We start from the raw sequence: 14,707 nt of genomic DNA on the forward strand, positions 1-14,707 counted from the left end.
GCTAAAACTAGGTTCAAGAGAGGAAAAAATGACGCTAATAGAGATTATTAGAGCTAAAACTAGGTTCAAGAGTGGAAAAAATGACGCTAATAGAGCTTATTAGAGCTAAAACTAGGTTCAAGAGAGGGAAAAATGACGCTAATAGCCCTTATTAGAGCTAAAACTAAGTTCAAGAGAGGAAAAAATGCTACTAATAGAGCTTATAGTGCTAAAACTGTGTACAAAAGAAAAAACGTCGCCAATAGCTCTTATTGGCGACAAAACTGACTTTAAGCTATAAAAAATGTAATGACAGAAAGAAGGACCGATGTGATCAACATTGCGATAAGCGGCCGGGCTGCTTTCGTCCGAAGGTCACGTAGGCTTACGTTTAAACCAAGCCCTACCATCGCAGAAGTCAGAATAAAGGTAGTTGCAGAAGAAACCCCGTCCATTACTCCTTTGGAAACAGGAATCGATTTGCCGAGCACATAGCTTCCAAACAAACTCATGAGGATAAACCCGATGAGGAACCACGGAAATTCAATCTTCGTTTCCTGAGTATTTTCCGTATCCTTTCGTTTCATCCAATACATCAGAATAAAGCATAATGGGATCAGCAAGAGAACCCGACCTAATTTTGCCAGCAAGGCAATTGCCAACGCATCTTGCCCTGCAGGAGCTCCTGCTAGTGCCACATGGGCAATTTCGTGGAGGCTAATCCCGCTCCAGATCCCGTAATGGATGGCGGAAACATGGAGAAACGGACGAATGATCGTATAGGTAATGGAGAAAATAGTACCTACAAGGGCAATAATGCCGACCGCAATGGCAGTATCCTCATCTTTTGTCTTCAATATTGGTGAGACCGCCGCAATGGCTGCCGCACCGCAGACCCCAGTGCCGACTCCAAGGAGTAAGACTAATGATGACTCTGCTTTCAAAAGTTTTCCTAACCAAACGGTGGCTAAAATGGCAAATGTAATGACTCCGATGTCACGAACCAAGAGGCCCAGCCCTTGATGGAGAATAACATCAATGTTTAGCTTTAATCCATATAAAATAATTGCAAATCGTAAAAAACGTTTAGATGAAAATTGAATTCCAGATCGTATTTTTTCAGGATAGCCAAAAAATTGCCGGTAGGCGACCGATATAACAATGGCACATGCTAACGGTCCTACACGATCAAACCCAGGTACTTTAGCTAGGGCAAAGCCGATAGCCGCAATGGCAACGGTAAAGGCGATCCCTGCTAACCATAAACCGAATGATGAATCAGGGGCTGGCTTTTTTTGCTGCTGACCGACTCGATCATGTGAAGGCAAGGCTTTTGCGCTTTGACTCATAAAATCACCTCAATTTATTTTTTCCAATTTCAGCATAACTCTGTTTTATGCATAAGGAAAATAATGATATATTATGAGTATAATAAGTAAAATCATATACATGAAAAAATAGTGAGGGGATCCCCTATATGGATCAATATTTAGAGGTGTTTATAAAGGTAGTTGAAAAAGAGAATTTTTCAAAAGCAGCGGAGGAGCTTCATATGACGCAACCAGCTGTAAGCCAATATATTCGAACGCTCGAGGAGAGCATCGGCACAAGATTGCTGGAACGAAGTAATAAATATGTTCGCCTTAATAAGGCCGGAGAGATTGTCTATCACCATGCGAAGGAAATAGTAGCCCTTTACACAAAGATGCAAAGCTTAGTAGAAGATCTGACAAATAATGCGAGCGGACCGCTTGCGATTGGTGCAAGCTACACGTTTGGTGAATATATTTTGCCGCATATTATGGCAAGGCTTCAGGAGCAATATCCACTCATTTACCCCTCCATCAAGATCCATAATACAAAGGAAATTATTGAATTGGTAAACAGTCATCAGTTGGATATTGGAATTATTGAGGGGCAATTTCATGAGAAAACCTTAAATTCTGAGGTCGTTTCCGAGGATCAAATGGTGATTGTTGCTCCACCCCATCATCGTTTGCTAGGAAAAACCGTTCGCTTATCTGACTTAGAAGAAGAAACTTGGATACTGCGGGAAACGGGGTCTGGGACAAGGGAAGCATCGGAAAATCTGTTTCGCATGTATAATTTTAATCCCAAAAAAGTCATGGAGTTTGGAAGTACACAGCTGATTAAAGAGTCTGTTGAAGCAGGATTAGGGATTAGTTTGGTATCGCGATGGGCGATTGGCAAAGAACTGAAGAACGAATATTTAGGCGTGCTTAATGTAGAGGAGCTGCCGTTTAAACGTAATTTTGCTATCATTACCCACTCCACCTACCAGACAAAATCGTTAAAAACATTTATTGAAACTCTGAGGCAATATATGGCTGACCACGAACAATGAAAAAGGAGAGTCCTTTGGTCTATGTAAAATCCATATAGCTAACATAAACATACCATTATAAACTAAATGAAAGGGGGGCAAGCCGGATGATTGATTTAAATAGGATTAGAATTAGTCTGCAAGATGAGAATTCCTCTCTTTCACGATTATCAAAAGAGATGATTCGTGATTTTTATGAAAAGATTCCGTGCAATCCATACAAAGACCTTTGGAAAAAAGAGTTTATTTTTTTATATGGAGATATCGAAAATAATCTTTCCAGTAATAAAAAAATAAAGCCGGAAGAGCTAGCGACAATTTATTTCATCGATACAAATGAAAAAGAAATAGATTTATTTGATTTGTTCTATTCCATTCAAACATTCTTTAGCCTTTTTATAAGATTCGTAGCTTATAAACTTGTCAGTGATGTGAAAGCGGATACGGAACAAGTAGATCTTGTAAAACCGTTGCTCCTTTCCATTCTATCGGGAAGGTATTTTGAAGCTTTAGGGATAAAAAACTACTGTAATCAAGATTGGTTTTGTTGGATCGGCGAAGACATCGATGACAAATTAGAAATGGCAGTTAGCCATCTATTAAAAGAATTGAACCAATATGATACCATCACCGATTGCGATGAATTAAGCAAAATTGACAATATGAAACAAATGTATGAAACGATTATCCCTCGTGAGTTAAGGCATGCACTTGGCGAGTTCTACACTCCCGATTGGCTGGCGGTTTTTACCATCGAAAAGGTTAGCAAGCTTGACGAAGGGAAGGGGAAAAAATATCTTGACCCGACTTGTGGATCCGGAACGTTTTTGTTTAAAACGATCCAACAATTAAGGAAAAACAATCCCGCTATTACTTTGGATGAACTTATTTCTTCGGTGCGCGGATTTGATGTAAATCCGATTGCCGTATTAACGGCAAAAACAAACTATTTAATTGCGATCCTTGATTTAATTAAGCGGGATACCGTTATCTATATACCTGTTTACAACTATGATGTCATCCACTCTCCTCAGTTAAAACACAATAGATGGTTATCTGTTGATATTAATGGTGATTTCTATGATATTCCGCTTTTTCTAATTGAAGAGGAGTTCTATCCGTGGTTTAAAAAAGTTATAGTTGAATCCTTACAAGATCACGTGAGCCCGGACTTATTTATGCACCGTCTTCGTGAAAAGAGAATGCTAGATGAAGGAGAACTTCAGCCGTTATACGCTAAATTGTCGGAGGGGAAAAAGGGATCAATCATTGCTTCCATCCTATTAAACCGAATAGAGGCATATAAACTAGATAAGGTTGATTTCATCATTGGCAATCCTCCTTGGGTAAATTGGGAGTATCTCCCTAAAGAGTATCGAGAGAAATCCCAGCATTTGTGGACTGAGTACGGTCTTTTTGCGAAAAAAGGAAAAGACTTAAGTTTTTCAAAAGAAGATATCTCGATTCTCATTACCTATCTGGTGATCGATCAGTTTCTTGTGCCATCCGGTCATGTAGCCTTCGTGATTAATCAAAGGATCTTGAAAGCGAAAAAGAACGGAATTGGCTTTAGAAGGTTTCGCGTTAGTGATGATTATGATGTAAAGGTGAAAAGAGTAGATGATCTTTCATTTTTACAGCCATTTGAAAATGCGGCCACAAGTACAGCGGTGATTTTTTTGCAAAAAAATCAACCAACTGATTATCCTGTTCCTTATTATGTGTGGAAGAAGAGTCGACCTAAAGGGAAAAACAAACTAGGTACATATGAGGAATTGGAAGAAATTCTTTCAAAAATCACCATCAAGGAAATGATTGCATTCCCTTCAGATAACGAGGATCGGACCTCCCTCTGGATCACTATTCCAAAGGAAACGGAAATGGCGATTCAACAAGTGTTAGGGACCAATCAGTATAAAGCAAGAACGGGTGTTTTTACAGGTGGAGCCAATGCCGTTTATTGGCTGGAAATAAAAGAGAAAAAAGAGAATGGGAAAATCCTCGTTTCGAATTTGGTGGACCGGGCAAAAAGGAAGGTCGAAAAAGTGGAGCGAGAGATTGAACAAGATTTAGTGTATCCCTTCGTGAAAGGCGGCAATATCAACCAGTGGGATGTGGCATCTGAGCATTATTTGCTTTGTCCTCATACGAAGGAAACGAAAATGGTTCCGATTCAGGAAGAGATCATAAAAAGAGACTATCCCGACAGTTATCTTTATTTACTGAACTTTAAAGAGGAGCTCGATGCGCGTAAAGGCTTTGCCGGCTGGGAAAAGGAGATTCAAAAGCAAAACTTCCATGCCATTTTACGAATCGGTACTTATACCTTTTCGCCTTACAAGGTAGCTTGGCGCTATATCGCTAGTGAGTTTATCACTACGGTCATGAGTAGTTCTGATGATGAGTATTTAGGCCGAAAAATGCTCATTCCGAATGAAAAGGTTATGTATATTAGCCTAGAGGATGAAGAGGAGGCGTATTATGTCTGCGGGATATTAAGCTCCTCACCCGTTGCCTATTGTGTAAAAAGCTATATGAATCCAACAAGCATTTCCACACATGTGCTCGAAAAAATTAAAATCGAACCATTTCAGAAAGCAGACAAAAGGCATACCGCAATCGCCAAACTGTGTAAATTAGGACACCAAGTAAAAAACCAAAAGGAAAAAGAAAAAATACGTAGTGAAATAGATCAGATTGTCGCTGGAATCTATCACCTTAGCCAAGAACAAATGGACCAGTTAACATAACGTTGGGTGTCAGGCACCAAAACCAGAAAAAAGTTGTTGACGTTTTGCTTGGCTTTCTTTTAAGATAGGTAGGAAAAGAATACCCGTACTTTGACGGGAGAGGTTCATAGCTGAAACCCTCTATAAAAAACTATGGATACATGATAATTATGCCATGTCCATACGGACGTGGCTTTTTTATTTTAATCCTTTTGTTTGCATAGATCGGCTGTTTAGAATCTCTCTTGGAAAAGTGGTGGAGACATATTTCAAGGAGGTTTTTTTTATGTCCGGCCGTAAACAAGAAGAAGGTCTAACGGATTTAACATTATTAGGTAATCAACATACTCAATATTCATTTGAATATGCACCAGAGGTACTAGAGGCAGTCGATAATCTTCACCCTGAACGAGATTATTTCGTGAAATTTAATTGTCCGGAGTTCACCAGCCTGTGTCCATTAACAAGGCAGCCTGACTTTGCCACGATGTACATTTCGTACATCCCTAATCAAAAAATCGTTGAGAGCAAATCACTGAAATTATATTTGTTCAGTTTCCGTAATCATGGCGATTTCCATGAGGATTGCGTCAATATCATCATGAACGATTTAATTAAATTGTTGGACCCTCGCTACATCGAAGTTTGGGGTAAATTCACACCAAGGGGCGGGATTTCCATTGATCCATGGTGCAACTATGGGAAACCGGGCACAAAGTATGAGGAAATGGCTCATTTCCGTTTAATGAATCATGACCTCTATCCTGAAAAAGTGGATAATCGCTAAGAGAAGGAACAAACAGATGCTTTTATATTTAAATGGAATTTTTGTCGGCTTGTTGATTTTGGCAAATATTGTGACTGTTAAGCTTTTCAGCATTGGAAATTTGGCCATTCTTCCAGCCGCTGTGATTATTTATATTTTTACTTATCCAATCGTTGATGTCATAGTTGAGGCTTATGGGAAAAAAGAAGGACAGAGAACGGTGCAGGCGGGCTTGATTACGCAAATCCTTGCCTTACTCTTTATTACCATTACCATCCATCTGCCATCAGCTCCTGTATTTAAAGATCAAGTGGCGTTTGAGACCATTTTAAACGGCAGTTTTCGAGTGATTCTGGCAAGTCTAATCTCTTATGGTGTAAGTCAAAATCTCGATGTTTTCGTATTTAATAAATTAAAATCCATCCATGGGCAAAAAAAGCTATGGCTGCGTAATAATGCCTCGACCATGCTAAGCCAATTAACGGATACCGTTATTTTCATCACCATAGCCTTTTATGGGACAATGCCTATTGCCGTCTTAGGCAGTTTAATTCTCACTCAATATATTTTTAAAGTCCTAGCGTCCATTGTAAATACTCCGATTGTTTATCTACTTGTCCACCTGATAAGAAGAATTGAACCTGGAGCGGGACAATTTTCAAGCTCGAAATAATATACTTATCGTATAAAAAATAAGGATGTGTTAAAGGTCATTGTTGATTTTTGACACTATGTTGATTGGAGCGGAAGGCGCGAGATCCTCGAAAATGCTATCGCATTTCCTAGGTACGGTGTTGATTCAAGGATGCTGATTCAACGTCCTGCGGGAGACCCCACAGGCGCTTAAGTGCCGAGGAGGCTCCCCGGAACGCCCGCGGATGCTCGCTTCTGGAGCGCAAATAAACAGGCAAGTTTAACAATGCAAAAATATAAACAGGCTGACCACAAATATTCCGGTCAGCCTGTTTTAATTTGTCCTAAAAATGACAATTCAGATTAATTTTATTTCTGTGGAATGAGGTATATAATCATACTATATGGAATAACTTAAAAGGTTGATTCTAAAGGGTGATGAGTCTTTTTACATAAATGGATAAAACTTATTGTTACCCATAATGAAAATCAGTCATCTAGCACTTGCCCTACCCGTTATTTAGTGTCAATATCTATATATTGATATAGAGAGGTCCGATAGAATTTTATGAAAAACAAAGCTGTTATATTAGGATGCAATTATTATATAGGTTTAAGTACGATTCGGTGCTTAGGAATTCATGGAATCCACACAGTTGCAGTGGACTATTCAGATAAAGACAATTATGGAGCAGATTCTAAATATACATCTGAACGAATCATTGCCCCTCATTATAAAGAGAAGAAACAGGAATTTATCGATTTTCTGAAGGATTATGGCAGCAAACAAAGCGTGCCGCCGGTTCTTATACCCTGCCATGATTCTTATGTAGAAGTTATTGATGAACATTTAAATGAATTAAAGAAATACTACTTAATTCCGCAAACGAACCAAGGCCTTTGGTCGAGGGTGATGGATAAAGAAGCGCTGCACCAGTTAGCAGTTGACCATGGTGTCTTAGTACCGGAAACGGTTCGCTTAAATGAAGAGAATTTTTTCGAAAAAATTGAAACCATTGTTAAGTATCCGTGTATCGTTAAGCCGATAGACTCACCGTCGTTCATGGCGAAATTCAGACGGAAAATCTTTGAGGTTCATAATAAACAAGAATTAGAAGAAGCGTTGGCAAAAGCAAAACAGGCAAACGAAGAAGTGATTGTCCAGCGGATTATACCGGGATTTGATGATCATATGTATACTTTTGACGCCTATTTAAATCAAGATTCAAAGGTCACTCATTGGTTAACCTGTCAAAAGTTTCGCCAATTTCCGATTAATTTTGGCGCCTCTGTTTACACGGGGCAAAAATATGTCCCTGAGCTTTATGAAATTGGCGCCAAATTTTTAGAAGAGATTGGCTATAAAGGCTTTGGTGAAATTGAATTCAAAAAAGACGCCGAAACAGGAAAATTTTATTTAATTGAAATCAATGCAAGGATCACGAACCTTAACAACTTGTTATTTAAAGTAGGGATTAATTTTCCTTACATTACTTATATGGAAATGACCGGTAACCCTTTGCCTCCAAAATCCGTCAAAGAAGATACAGGCAGAGTTTTCTGGTATGGCTTTGAAGATATGTTGGCAGTAAGAGATTATGTAAGAACAGGTCAGCTTTCCTATTCTCAAGTCTTGAAATCTTACTTTAAGCCAAAGGCTTATGCTATTTGGAATTGGAAGGACCCAAAACCAGCTTTTTCATATTTGAAACTACTATCTGGAAAGCTTAGGAAGAAATAAGATTGTCTATTTTAACAAAAAGGAAACGAGGTTGTAAGAATGGTTAGATTAAGCGAATTACTGGATGCAATTGAAATCAAGCAAGCATTTAATGATCAGGAATTAAATATTAGCGGTATCTCCTATCATTCAGGAAATGTCTCGAATGGTCAGCTTTTTGTTTGTGTTAGAGGATATAAAACCGATGGACATAAATACCTTCCTCAAGCGGTAGAAAACGGAGCGGTAGCGGCAATTGTTGAAGAATTCCAAGAAGGAATCGACATCCCGCAATACCTAGTGGAAAATGCCCGAATTGCCTTGGCACGTTTAGGCGATGCTTTTTATGATCATCCAGCGAAAAAAGTGAAAATGATTGGCATTACGGCAACAAACGGGAAAACAACGACGACATTTATGACCAATGCGATTTTAGAAAATCACGGCCTTAAAACAGGGATGATTGGTACAGTTTCCGTTAAAATGGACGACGAGTCGATTCCGGCGGATTTAACGACACCCGAGTCTCTCGATTTACAATATTATTTAAAGAAAATGGTTGATAAGGGCGTATCTCATGTCAGCATGGAGGTTTCCTCTGCTGCCATAGAAACCCATCGTGTTGAAACAATTGATTACGATATTGTGACCTTAAATAATATCAGTCGGGAGCACATTGATTTCCACAGTTCATTTGAACAATACTTTGAGGCAAAATCAAGCTTAATTCGCAATGCTAGCGAACACAGTGTGGCCATTCTGAACCTAGATGACTCTTACTCTGCTTCCCTAATAAATGAAACAAAAGCTCAAGTCATCACTTTTGGCTTAGAGAGCAAGCAAGGGCATATTTACTGTAAAAATTTAGATTTGACGACAGGGCGAGGAAGGTTTACAGTTGAGATTTTAAAGCCTTTTGAAGTGAATGGACGAGAATTTGTACCAAGCGAGTTTGCTGTCGAGCTGTCCGTCCCAGGATTACACTCTGTCTATAATTCGATGGTTGCCATCACAATTGGGTTAATATGCGGTGTTTCGGAGTCGACGATTCAAAAAACACTCTCATCATTTGTAGGTGTGGAGAGACGATTCCAATTTATTTATGAAGATGATTTTAAAATCATTGACGACCATTTCGCCAATGCTGGGAATATCAACGTGACATTACAAACGTTAAACTATATGACCTATAAAAATCTCCATTTAGTATATGCAATTCGCGGTGATAGGGGTCCTACCGTCAATCGGGAAAATGCCGAAATGATTGTCGAATGGGCATCAAAGCTTGGCTTGAATGAGGTCATTGCTACGAAGAGCATTTCTCATGTAACATCTAAGGATTGGGTAAGTGACGAAGAGGAACGAGTCTTTTTAGAGGTAATGGCTGAAGCAGGGATTAAAGTGAATCTGTATGATGAACTGTCTGATGCGATTAGTCATGGATTGGACAATGTAGAGACAGGCGACTTAGTATTATTAGCAGGCTGCCAAGGGATGGATTTCGGCGGTGAGGTTGCTTTACTTCAATTACACGAAAGAAAGCCGGAAATTCCGGTAGAAAAGCTTTTCCATCCGCTTTTGGATCGAGTTTGTGGTGTTACAAAAGATTATAAGGAATGGGTATTGAAAGAAACCCTTCAAAAATCATAATAGAAGGACTAAAGGTGATTAAAAACAATGTGCGGCTTTGTAGGTTTTGCAGATTCTAAGATAGATATCGATAAAGTAAAAACGATTAACGATATGATGGATACGATCATACATAGAGGTCCCGATTCCGGGGACTTCTTTACGGATGACCGGGTGGCATTGGGCTTTAGACGCCTTAGCATCATCGATTTATCCGATGAAGGCAGTCAGCCGATGTACAATGAAGATAAAAGCATAGTCTTGGTTTTTAACGGAGAAATTTACAACTTTCAAGAAATCCGTGAAGACCTAAAGAATAAGGGGCATATTTTTAAATGTCATTCTGATAGTGAAGTAATTGTTCACGGCTATGAAGAGTATGGCGTCGACATCTTGCAAAAGGTCAGAGGGATGTTTGCCTTTGCAATTTGGGATATGAAAAACGATAAGATGTTCTTCGCGAGAGACTTTTTCGGAATTAAGCCGCTCTATTATACGCAGAATACAACTGATAACTCACTGATTTTTGGTTCGGAAATCAAGTCATTCTTAAAGCAGCCGGCGTTTAAAAAAGAGTTAAACAAGGATGCATTGAAGCCTTATTTAACCTTCCAATATTCCGTTATGGATGAAACCTTTTTTAAAGGTGTCTACAAGCTAAAACCAGGTCATTATATGATCTATCAAAACGGCAAATTAGACATCAAGCGGTATTGGGATGTTGATTATAATGAAAAAGAAAATTCCCTTGAGTATTACAAGGAAAAAATCAAAGACACGCTGCGGGAATCAGTTGCCTATCATAAAATCAGCGATGTGAAGGTAGGCAGCTTTTTATCCGGCGGGATCGATTCCAGCTATATTACCGCATTGCTAATGCCAAATAAAACTTTCTCAGTCGGCTTTAAGGACTATGAGGGAATCTTTAATGAAACGAATTTAGCAGGGGAATTATCTGAAATCCTTGACATCGAAAATTATAAAGAGCTCGTCAATGCTGACCAGTGCTTCGACATGCTGCCAACGATTCAGTACCATATGGATGAGCCGCAATCAAACCTATCATCGGTACCGTTATACTTTTTAGCACAGTTAGCTAGCAAGCATGTGACGGTTGTCTTATCCGGCGAAGGAGCCGATGAAATTTTCGGTGGCTATGTCTGGTATCAGAAATCAGCAAACCTAGAGAAATATGAAAAGATCCCGTTCGGCATTCGCCATTCGCTCTCCAACCTTTGTAAGTCATTGCCGCAAAACAAGATTACCAACTTCCTTGTGAAGGGCGGTCAAAGGATTGAGGAGAAGTTCATCGGACAAGCTAAGGTATTTGAAGAAAGTGATGCTTTAAATGTGCTTCGCGATGAATATAAAAAAGGCCCATCTGTTGGCGACATTACGAAAAAGGTATATGACAACATCCAGGGCAAGGATGATATTACGAAAATGCAATATCTTGACCTTCACCTCTGGTTGCCAGGTGATATCCTGTTAAAAGCGGATAAAATGAGTATGGCCCACTCCATTGAATTACGGGTTCCATTTTTAGATAAAGAAGTCATGGCCATGGCAGGTGAAATTCCTGGGAATTTAAGGGTAAATGACATCGACACGAAGTATGCGTTAAGACAGGCATCCAAAGAAGTGCTTCCGGATGAATGGGCTAACCGCGAAAAGGTCGGTTTCCCTGTACCTATGCGCCACTGGCTGAAGGAAGAAAAGTACTACAATCTTGTCAAAGAAATGTTCACGTCCGATCTGGCGAAAGAGTTCTTTAACACAGATGAGCTTGAAAGATACCTTAATGAACATTACACCGGTCAACACAACTATGCCCGTTATATTTGGACGGTTTATGTTTTCTTAGTTTGGTATAAAAAGTTCTTTGTGGAATTATAAATTAAAGAAGGTTATCAAATGGAAAATAAAACCTTAGGTGTATTAGGCGGGATGGGACCAAAGGCGACATCGGTATTTTTTGAAAAAGTAATCCAAAATACCGAGTCGAATTGCGATCAGGACCATATTGACATGATTATTCTCAATCATGCCTCATTACCTGATCGAACGATGTCGATTTTGGATCATCAAGAAGAGGCTTTTATAAAGGTAATTGGAAAAGATATTAAGCTTTTAGAAGCATCAGGTGTTGCTAATATCGCCTTAACCTGTAATACGGCCCACTATTTTTATGAGCAAATGCAGGCGTTGACAGACGTTCCCATCATCAATATGGTGGATGAGACGATTAAAGCCATTTATTTAAAGTACGGGGCTGACAGCAAGGTTGGCATCCTGGCGACAAATGGAACACGACGCAGTGGAATATATAAGAATAGCTGTCATAAATATAACTTAGAGCCATATTTTCCCGAACCAGATGTACAGGACAGAGTCATGGATATCATTTATAATGATGTAAAAGGTGATTTGGAGGTCGGCTCGAATAATAAGCTAGAAGGCATCATAAAAGATCTTATTTTTGAGCAAAATTGTAAATGTGTGATTTTGGCCTGCACCGAATTATCTTGTATTAAATTAAGTGATGATGTTGCTAAGTACAGTATCGATGCCATGGATGTTCTTGTCGAGAAATCGATTCTTTTATCTGGAAAAAAGGTGAAACAACTCCTCAAAGTTTAAAAGGATTGGAGGGATAAAGTTGATACTAAACCAATTGGAAAAATTTGAAGAATTTCTGGTTAATTCTTTTGGAGATGGAATGTACACGCGAGAGTTACGTTTATCAAACGAAGAAGTAGAATTTGTTCAGAAAAAGTATCCAAAGCTAAACGTGAAAAAATGTTTCGCAACGGAAGCTTCAGATGGAAAGTGTTGGTATGAGGTCAGTCTATCTACTCCAATCGAAAAAGTGGAAAAGTCCTCTAAGTCAAGTGAACTTCACTTAGAAAACCTCCGCTTAAAGCTTGAGCTTGAACGGTTAAAAAATTCGTTAACGAAATTAGCATAACGTTTTTATAGTTTTGGCTATGTTAAAGAACATTGTTGATTTTGCCACTATGTTGATTGGAGCGGAAGGCGCTCGACTCCTATGGGAAAAACGGGTCAAGGGAGACCCCGCAGGCGCAAGCGCCGAGGAGGCTCCCGAACCGCCACTAGAGCGGAAATCAACAGTCTAGTTTAACAGAGCCATAGTTTTAAAAAATCACTTAGCAATATTGCTAGGTGATTTTTTTACAAACAATTTTCCCATTGTGTTAAAATTAAAATATTTCCAATATATAGGTTTTCTGGGAGACAGGATTGGGGGAAATGAGATTGTTAATGACGATATTGATCATTCTTTTAGTTGTGTTTATTGTCGGTCCGCTTTGCTTACTTTTGTGGCTCCATTTTTTAGCAAAAAAACCGCAGCATTCGATTATTCGGGCCCATCCGTATTTAGGCTGGGTGCGCTACTTTTTAGAAAAAATGGGTCCCGAGTTTCGCCAGTATTGGTTTGATGGGGATAACGAAAGCAAGCCCTTTTCTCGCGCTGACTTTTTAGGGATTGTCTTTTCGGCCAAATATCGCAGTGACCTGCTAAGCTTTGGCTCTAAGCGTGATTTTGAACAGCCCGGTTATTATATTGCAAACGGCCTATTTCCCCTATTAAATGATGAATTAAAAGTAGACAATCAGGAAAAAATTCATGCGATGAAATATAAAATTGATCATGAAGGGTTGTTTACCCGCAAGGAGCATTTTGAAAAAGATGAAGTCACACGATGGCTTTTTCACGAGGATGATGCCATCATTGTTGGCTCGGAACGGAAATCTCCGTGGCGACTGCGCGGTCCTTTCGGTGCCTCGGCAACCTCCTATGGAGCTGTAGGTGAACATTATATTCTTTCCACAGGTCAAGGAAGCAAGATGGCAGGCGGCTCCTGGATCAATACAGGGGAAGGCGGAATTGCCCCAGAGCATTTAGAGAGCGGTGCCGATGTCGTGGCTCAAATTGGACCGGGGTTGTTTGGTTACCGCGATGATGACGGGAATTTTTCACTTGAAGAATTTAGACGGAAAGCGGAAGAGCCGAATGTAAAAGCATTCGAACTGAAGTTTGGACAAGGGGCAAAAATTCGCGGCGGCCACCTGGAAGGTTCGAAGGTGACTCCAAAGGTAGCTGGTATTCGTAAGGTCCGCGTCGGGCAAACGATCAATTCACCAAACCGTTTTCCATTTTTGCGGAATTCAATCGAGACATTACAGTTTATAAAAACCTTGCAGGATGAAGGCGGCAAGCCGGTTGGCATCAAGCTAGTTGTCGGCTATCATACAAATCTAGATGAATTTTTCGAGGCGATGAACCTTCTCCGCATTTACCCTGATTTTATTACGGTGGATGGTGGTGAGGGCGGCACCGGTGCTACGTTTAAATCAATGGCAGACAGCATGGGGCTTCCACTTTATCCTGCTTTAGTGGCTGTTGTAGATAAAGCCCATCAGTTCGGTGTGCGTGATAAATTGAAAATTTTTGCCTCAGGAAAATTGATTTCTGCAGATAAAATTGCGATTGCACTTGGCATTGGTGCCGATGCGGTCAACTCTGCCCGGGGCTTTATGATTGCCAATGGCTGCATCATGGCGATGCAGTGTCATACTGGGAAATGCCCGGCCGGCGTAACGACGACCGATCCGAAATACCAGGAAGCCCTGGTGCCGGAGGAAAAGAAATGGCGCGTCATGAACTATATTATTAATGTGCGTCAAGGCTTGTTTGCCCTTGCGGCGGCATGCGGCCTTGATACACCGCGAAAATTCACCCGCGACCACATCGTCTTTAAAGATGCCAACGGTCAGGTGAAAAGGCTATCTGAGATATTTCCTCTTCCAGATGCTGTAGACATGCCAAAAAGACATCTGCTCGATGCAAAAGAGGATTCACAAGTAGGATAAGAAGGTGTTTA

11 protein-coding genes and 1 riboswitch are annotated in these 14,707 nt (G+C 40.0%); of the genes, 10 read left to right on the forward strand and 1 reads right to left on the reverse strand.

The genetic code is table 11. From position 1 onward, the window contains the following. Positions 1-269: 269 nt before the first annotated feature. Positions 270-1,328, reverse strand: a complete 1,059-nt coding sequence (locus BN1082_RS12020) for a YeiH family protein (RefSeq protein ID WP_090634602.1) — start codon at positions 1,326-1,328, stop codon at positions 270-272. Positions 1,329-1,456: 128 nt separating this feature from the next. Here BN1082_RS12020 and BN1082_RS12025 point away from each other — a divergent pair, with 128 nt between their 5' ends. From BN1082_RS12025 to BN1082_RS12070, 10 genes are all read left to right on the forward strand, one after another. After that, a complete protein-coding gene (locus BN1082_RS12025; RefSeq protein WP_090634604.1) occupies positions 1,457-2,344 on the forward strand; it encodes a LysR family transcriptional regulator in 888 nt (295 codons plus the stop codon). A gap of 86 nt (positions 2,345-2,430) precedes the next feature. Beyond that, positions 2,431-5,073: an N-6 DNA methylase gene (locus BN1082_RS12030; protein ID WP_090634606.1), complete on the forward strand. Its 2,643-nt coding sequence runs from the start codon at positions 2,431-2,433 to the stop codon at positions 5,071-5,073. A 93-nt stretch (positions 5,074-5,166) separates the two neighbouring features. After that, a riboswitch (PreQ1 riboswitch) is annotated at positions 5,167-5,213 on the forward strand. Between the two features lie 125 nt (positions 5,214-5,338). Next, entirely contained in the window at positions 5,339-5,839 is a 501-nt protein-coding gene (gene queF, locus BN1082_RS12035) for a preQ(1) synthase (RefSeq protein WP_090634609.1), read from the forward strand. Positions 5,840-5,855: 16 nt separating this feature from the next. Continuing rightward, entirely contained in the window at positions 5,856-6,491 is a 636-nt protein-coding gene (locus BN1082_RS12040) for a queuosine precursor transporter (RefSeq protein ID WP_090634612.1), read from the forward strand. Positions 6,492-7,019: 528 nt separating this feature from the next. Then, on the forward strand, positions 7,020-8,192 hold the full coding sequence (locus tag BN1082_RS12045) for a carboxylate--amine ligase (RefSeq protein WP_090634614.1): 1,173 nt from the start codon (positions 7,020-7,022) through the stop codon (positions 8,190-8,192). A gap of 39 nt (positions 8,193-8,231) precedes the next feature. After that, entirely contained in the window at positions 8,232-9,821 is a 1,590-nt protein-coding gene (locus BN1082_RS12050) for a Mur ligase family protein (RefSeq protein WP_090634617.1), read from the forward strand. Positions 9,822-9,848: 27 nt separating this feature from the next. Further along, positions 9,849-11,696 (forward strand): asparagine synthase (glutamine-hydrolyzing), encoded by a 1,848-nt coding sequence (gene asnB / locus BN1082_RS12055; protein ID WP_090634618.1) that lies wholly within the window; start codon positions 9,849-9,851, stop codon positions 11,694-11,696. A gap of 18 nt (positions 11,697-11,714) precedes the next feature. Beyond that, a complete protein-coding gene (cuyB, locus tag BN1082_RS12060) occupies positions 11,715-12,440 on the forward strand; it encodes a cysteate racemase (RefSeq protein WP_090634621.1) in 726 nt (241 codons plus the stop codon). Positions 12,441-12,459: 19 nt separating this feature from the next. Further along, positions 12,460-12,768, forward strand: a complete 309-nt coding sequence (locus tag BN1082_RS12065; RefSeq protein WP_090634623.1) for a hypothetical protein — start codon at positions 12,460-12,462, stop codon at positions 12,766-12,768. 302 nt (positions 12,769-13,070) lie between these two features. Next, positions 13,071-14,696 (forward strand): FMN-binding glutamate synthase family protein, encoded by a 1,626-nt coding sequence (locus BN1082_RS12070; RefSeq protein WP_425412144.1) that lies wholly within the window; start codon positions 13,071-13,073, stop codon positions 14,694-14,696. Positions 14,697-14,707 lie beyond the last annotated feature (11 nt).

This window comes from Neobacillus massiliamazoniensis (genome assembly GCF_001048695.1).
Lineage (GTDB): Bacteria > Bacillota > Bacilli > Bacillales > Cytobacillaceae > Neobacillus > Neobacillus massiliamazoniensis.

What these genes read in the sequence shown, in the direction of transcription:
- BN1082_RS12020 (WP_090634602.1), bottom strand. Translation starts at nt 1,328, where the DNA reads ATGAGTCAAAGCGCAAAAGCCTTGCCTTCACATGATCGAGTCGGTCAG.
- BN1082_RS12025 (WP_090634604.1), top strand. Translation starts at nt 1,457, where the DNA reads ATGGATCAATATTTAGAGGTGTTTATAAAGGTAGTTGAAAAAGAGAAT.
- BN1082_RS12030 (WP_090634606.1), top strand. Translation starts at nt 2,431, where the DNA reads ATGATTGATTTAAATAGGATTAGAATTAGTCTGCAAGATGAGAATTCC.
- queF (WP_090634609.1), top strand. Translation starts at nt 5,339, where the DNA reads ATGTCCGGCCGTAAACAAGAAGAAGGTCTAACGGATTTAACATTATTA.
- BN1082_RS12040 (WP_090634612.1), top strand. Translation starts at nt 5,856, where the DNA reads ATGCTTTTATATTTAAATGGAATTTTTGTCGGCTTGTTGATTTTGGCA.
- BN1082_RS12045 (WP_090634614.1), top strand. Translation starts at nt 7,020, where the DNA reads ATGAAAAACAAAGCTGTTATATTAGGATGCAATTATTATATAGGTTTA.
- BN1082_RS12050 (WP_090634617.1), top strand. Translation starts at nt 8,232, where the DNA reads ATGGTTAGATTAAGCGAATTACTGGATGCAATTGAAATCAAGCAAGCA.
- asnB (WP_090634618.1), top strand. Translation starts at nt 9,849, where the DNA reads ATGTGCGGCTTTGTAGGTTTTGCAGATTCTAAGATAGATATCGATAAA.
- cuyB (WP_090634621.1), top strand. Translation starts at nt 11,715, where the DNA reads ATGGAAAATAAAACCTTAGGTGTATTAGGCGGGATGGGACCAAAGGCG.
- BN1082_RS12070 (WP_425412144.1), top strand. Translation starts at nt 13,071, where the DNA reads ATGAGATTGTTAATGACGATATTGATCATTCTTTTAGTTGTGTTTATT.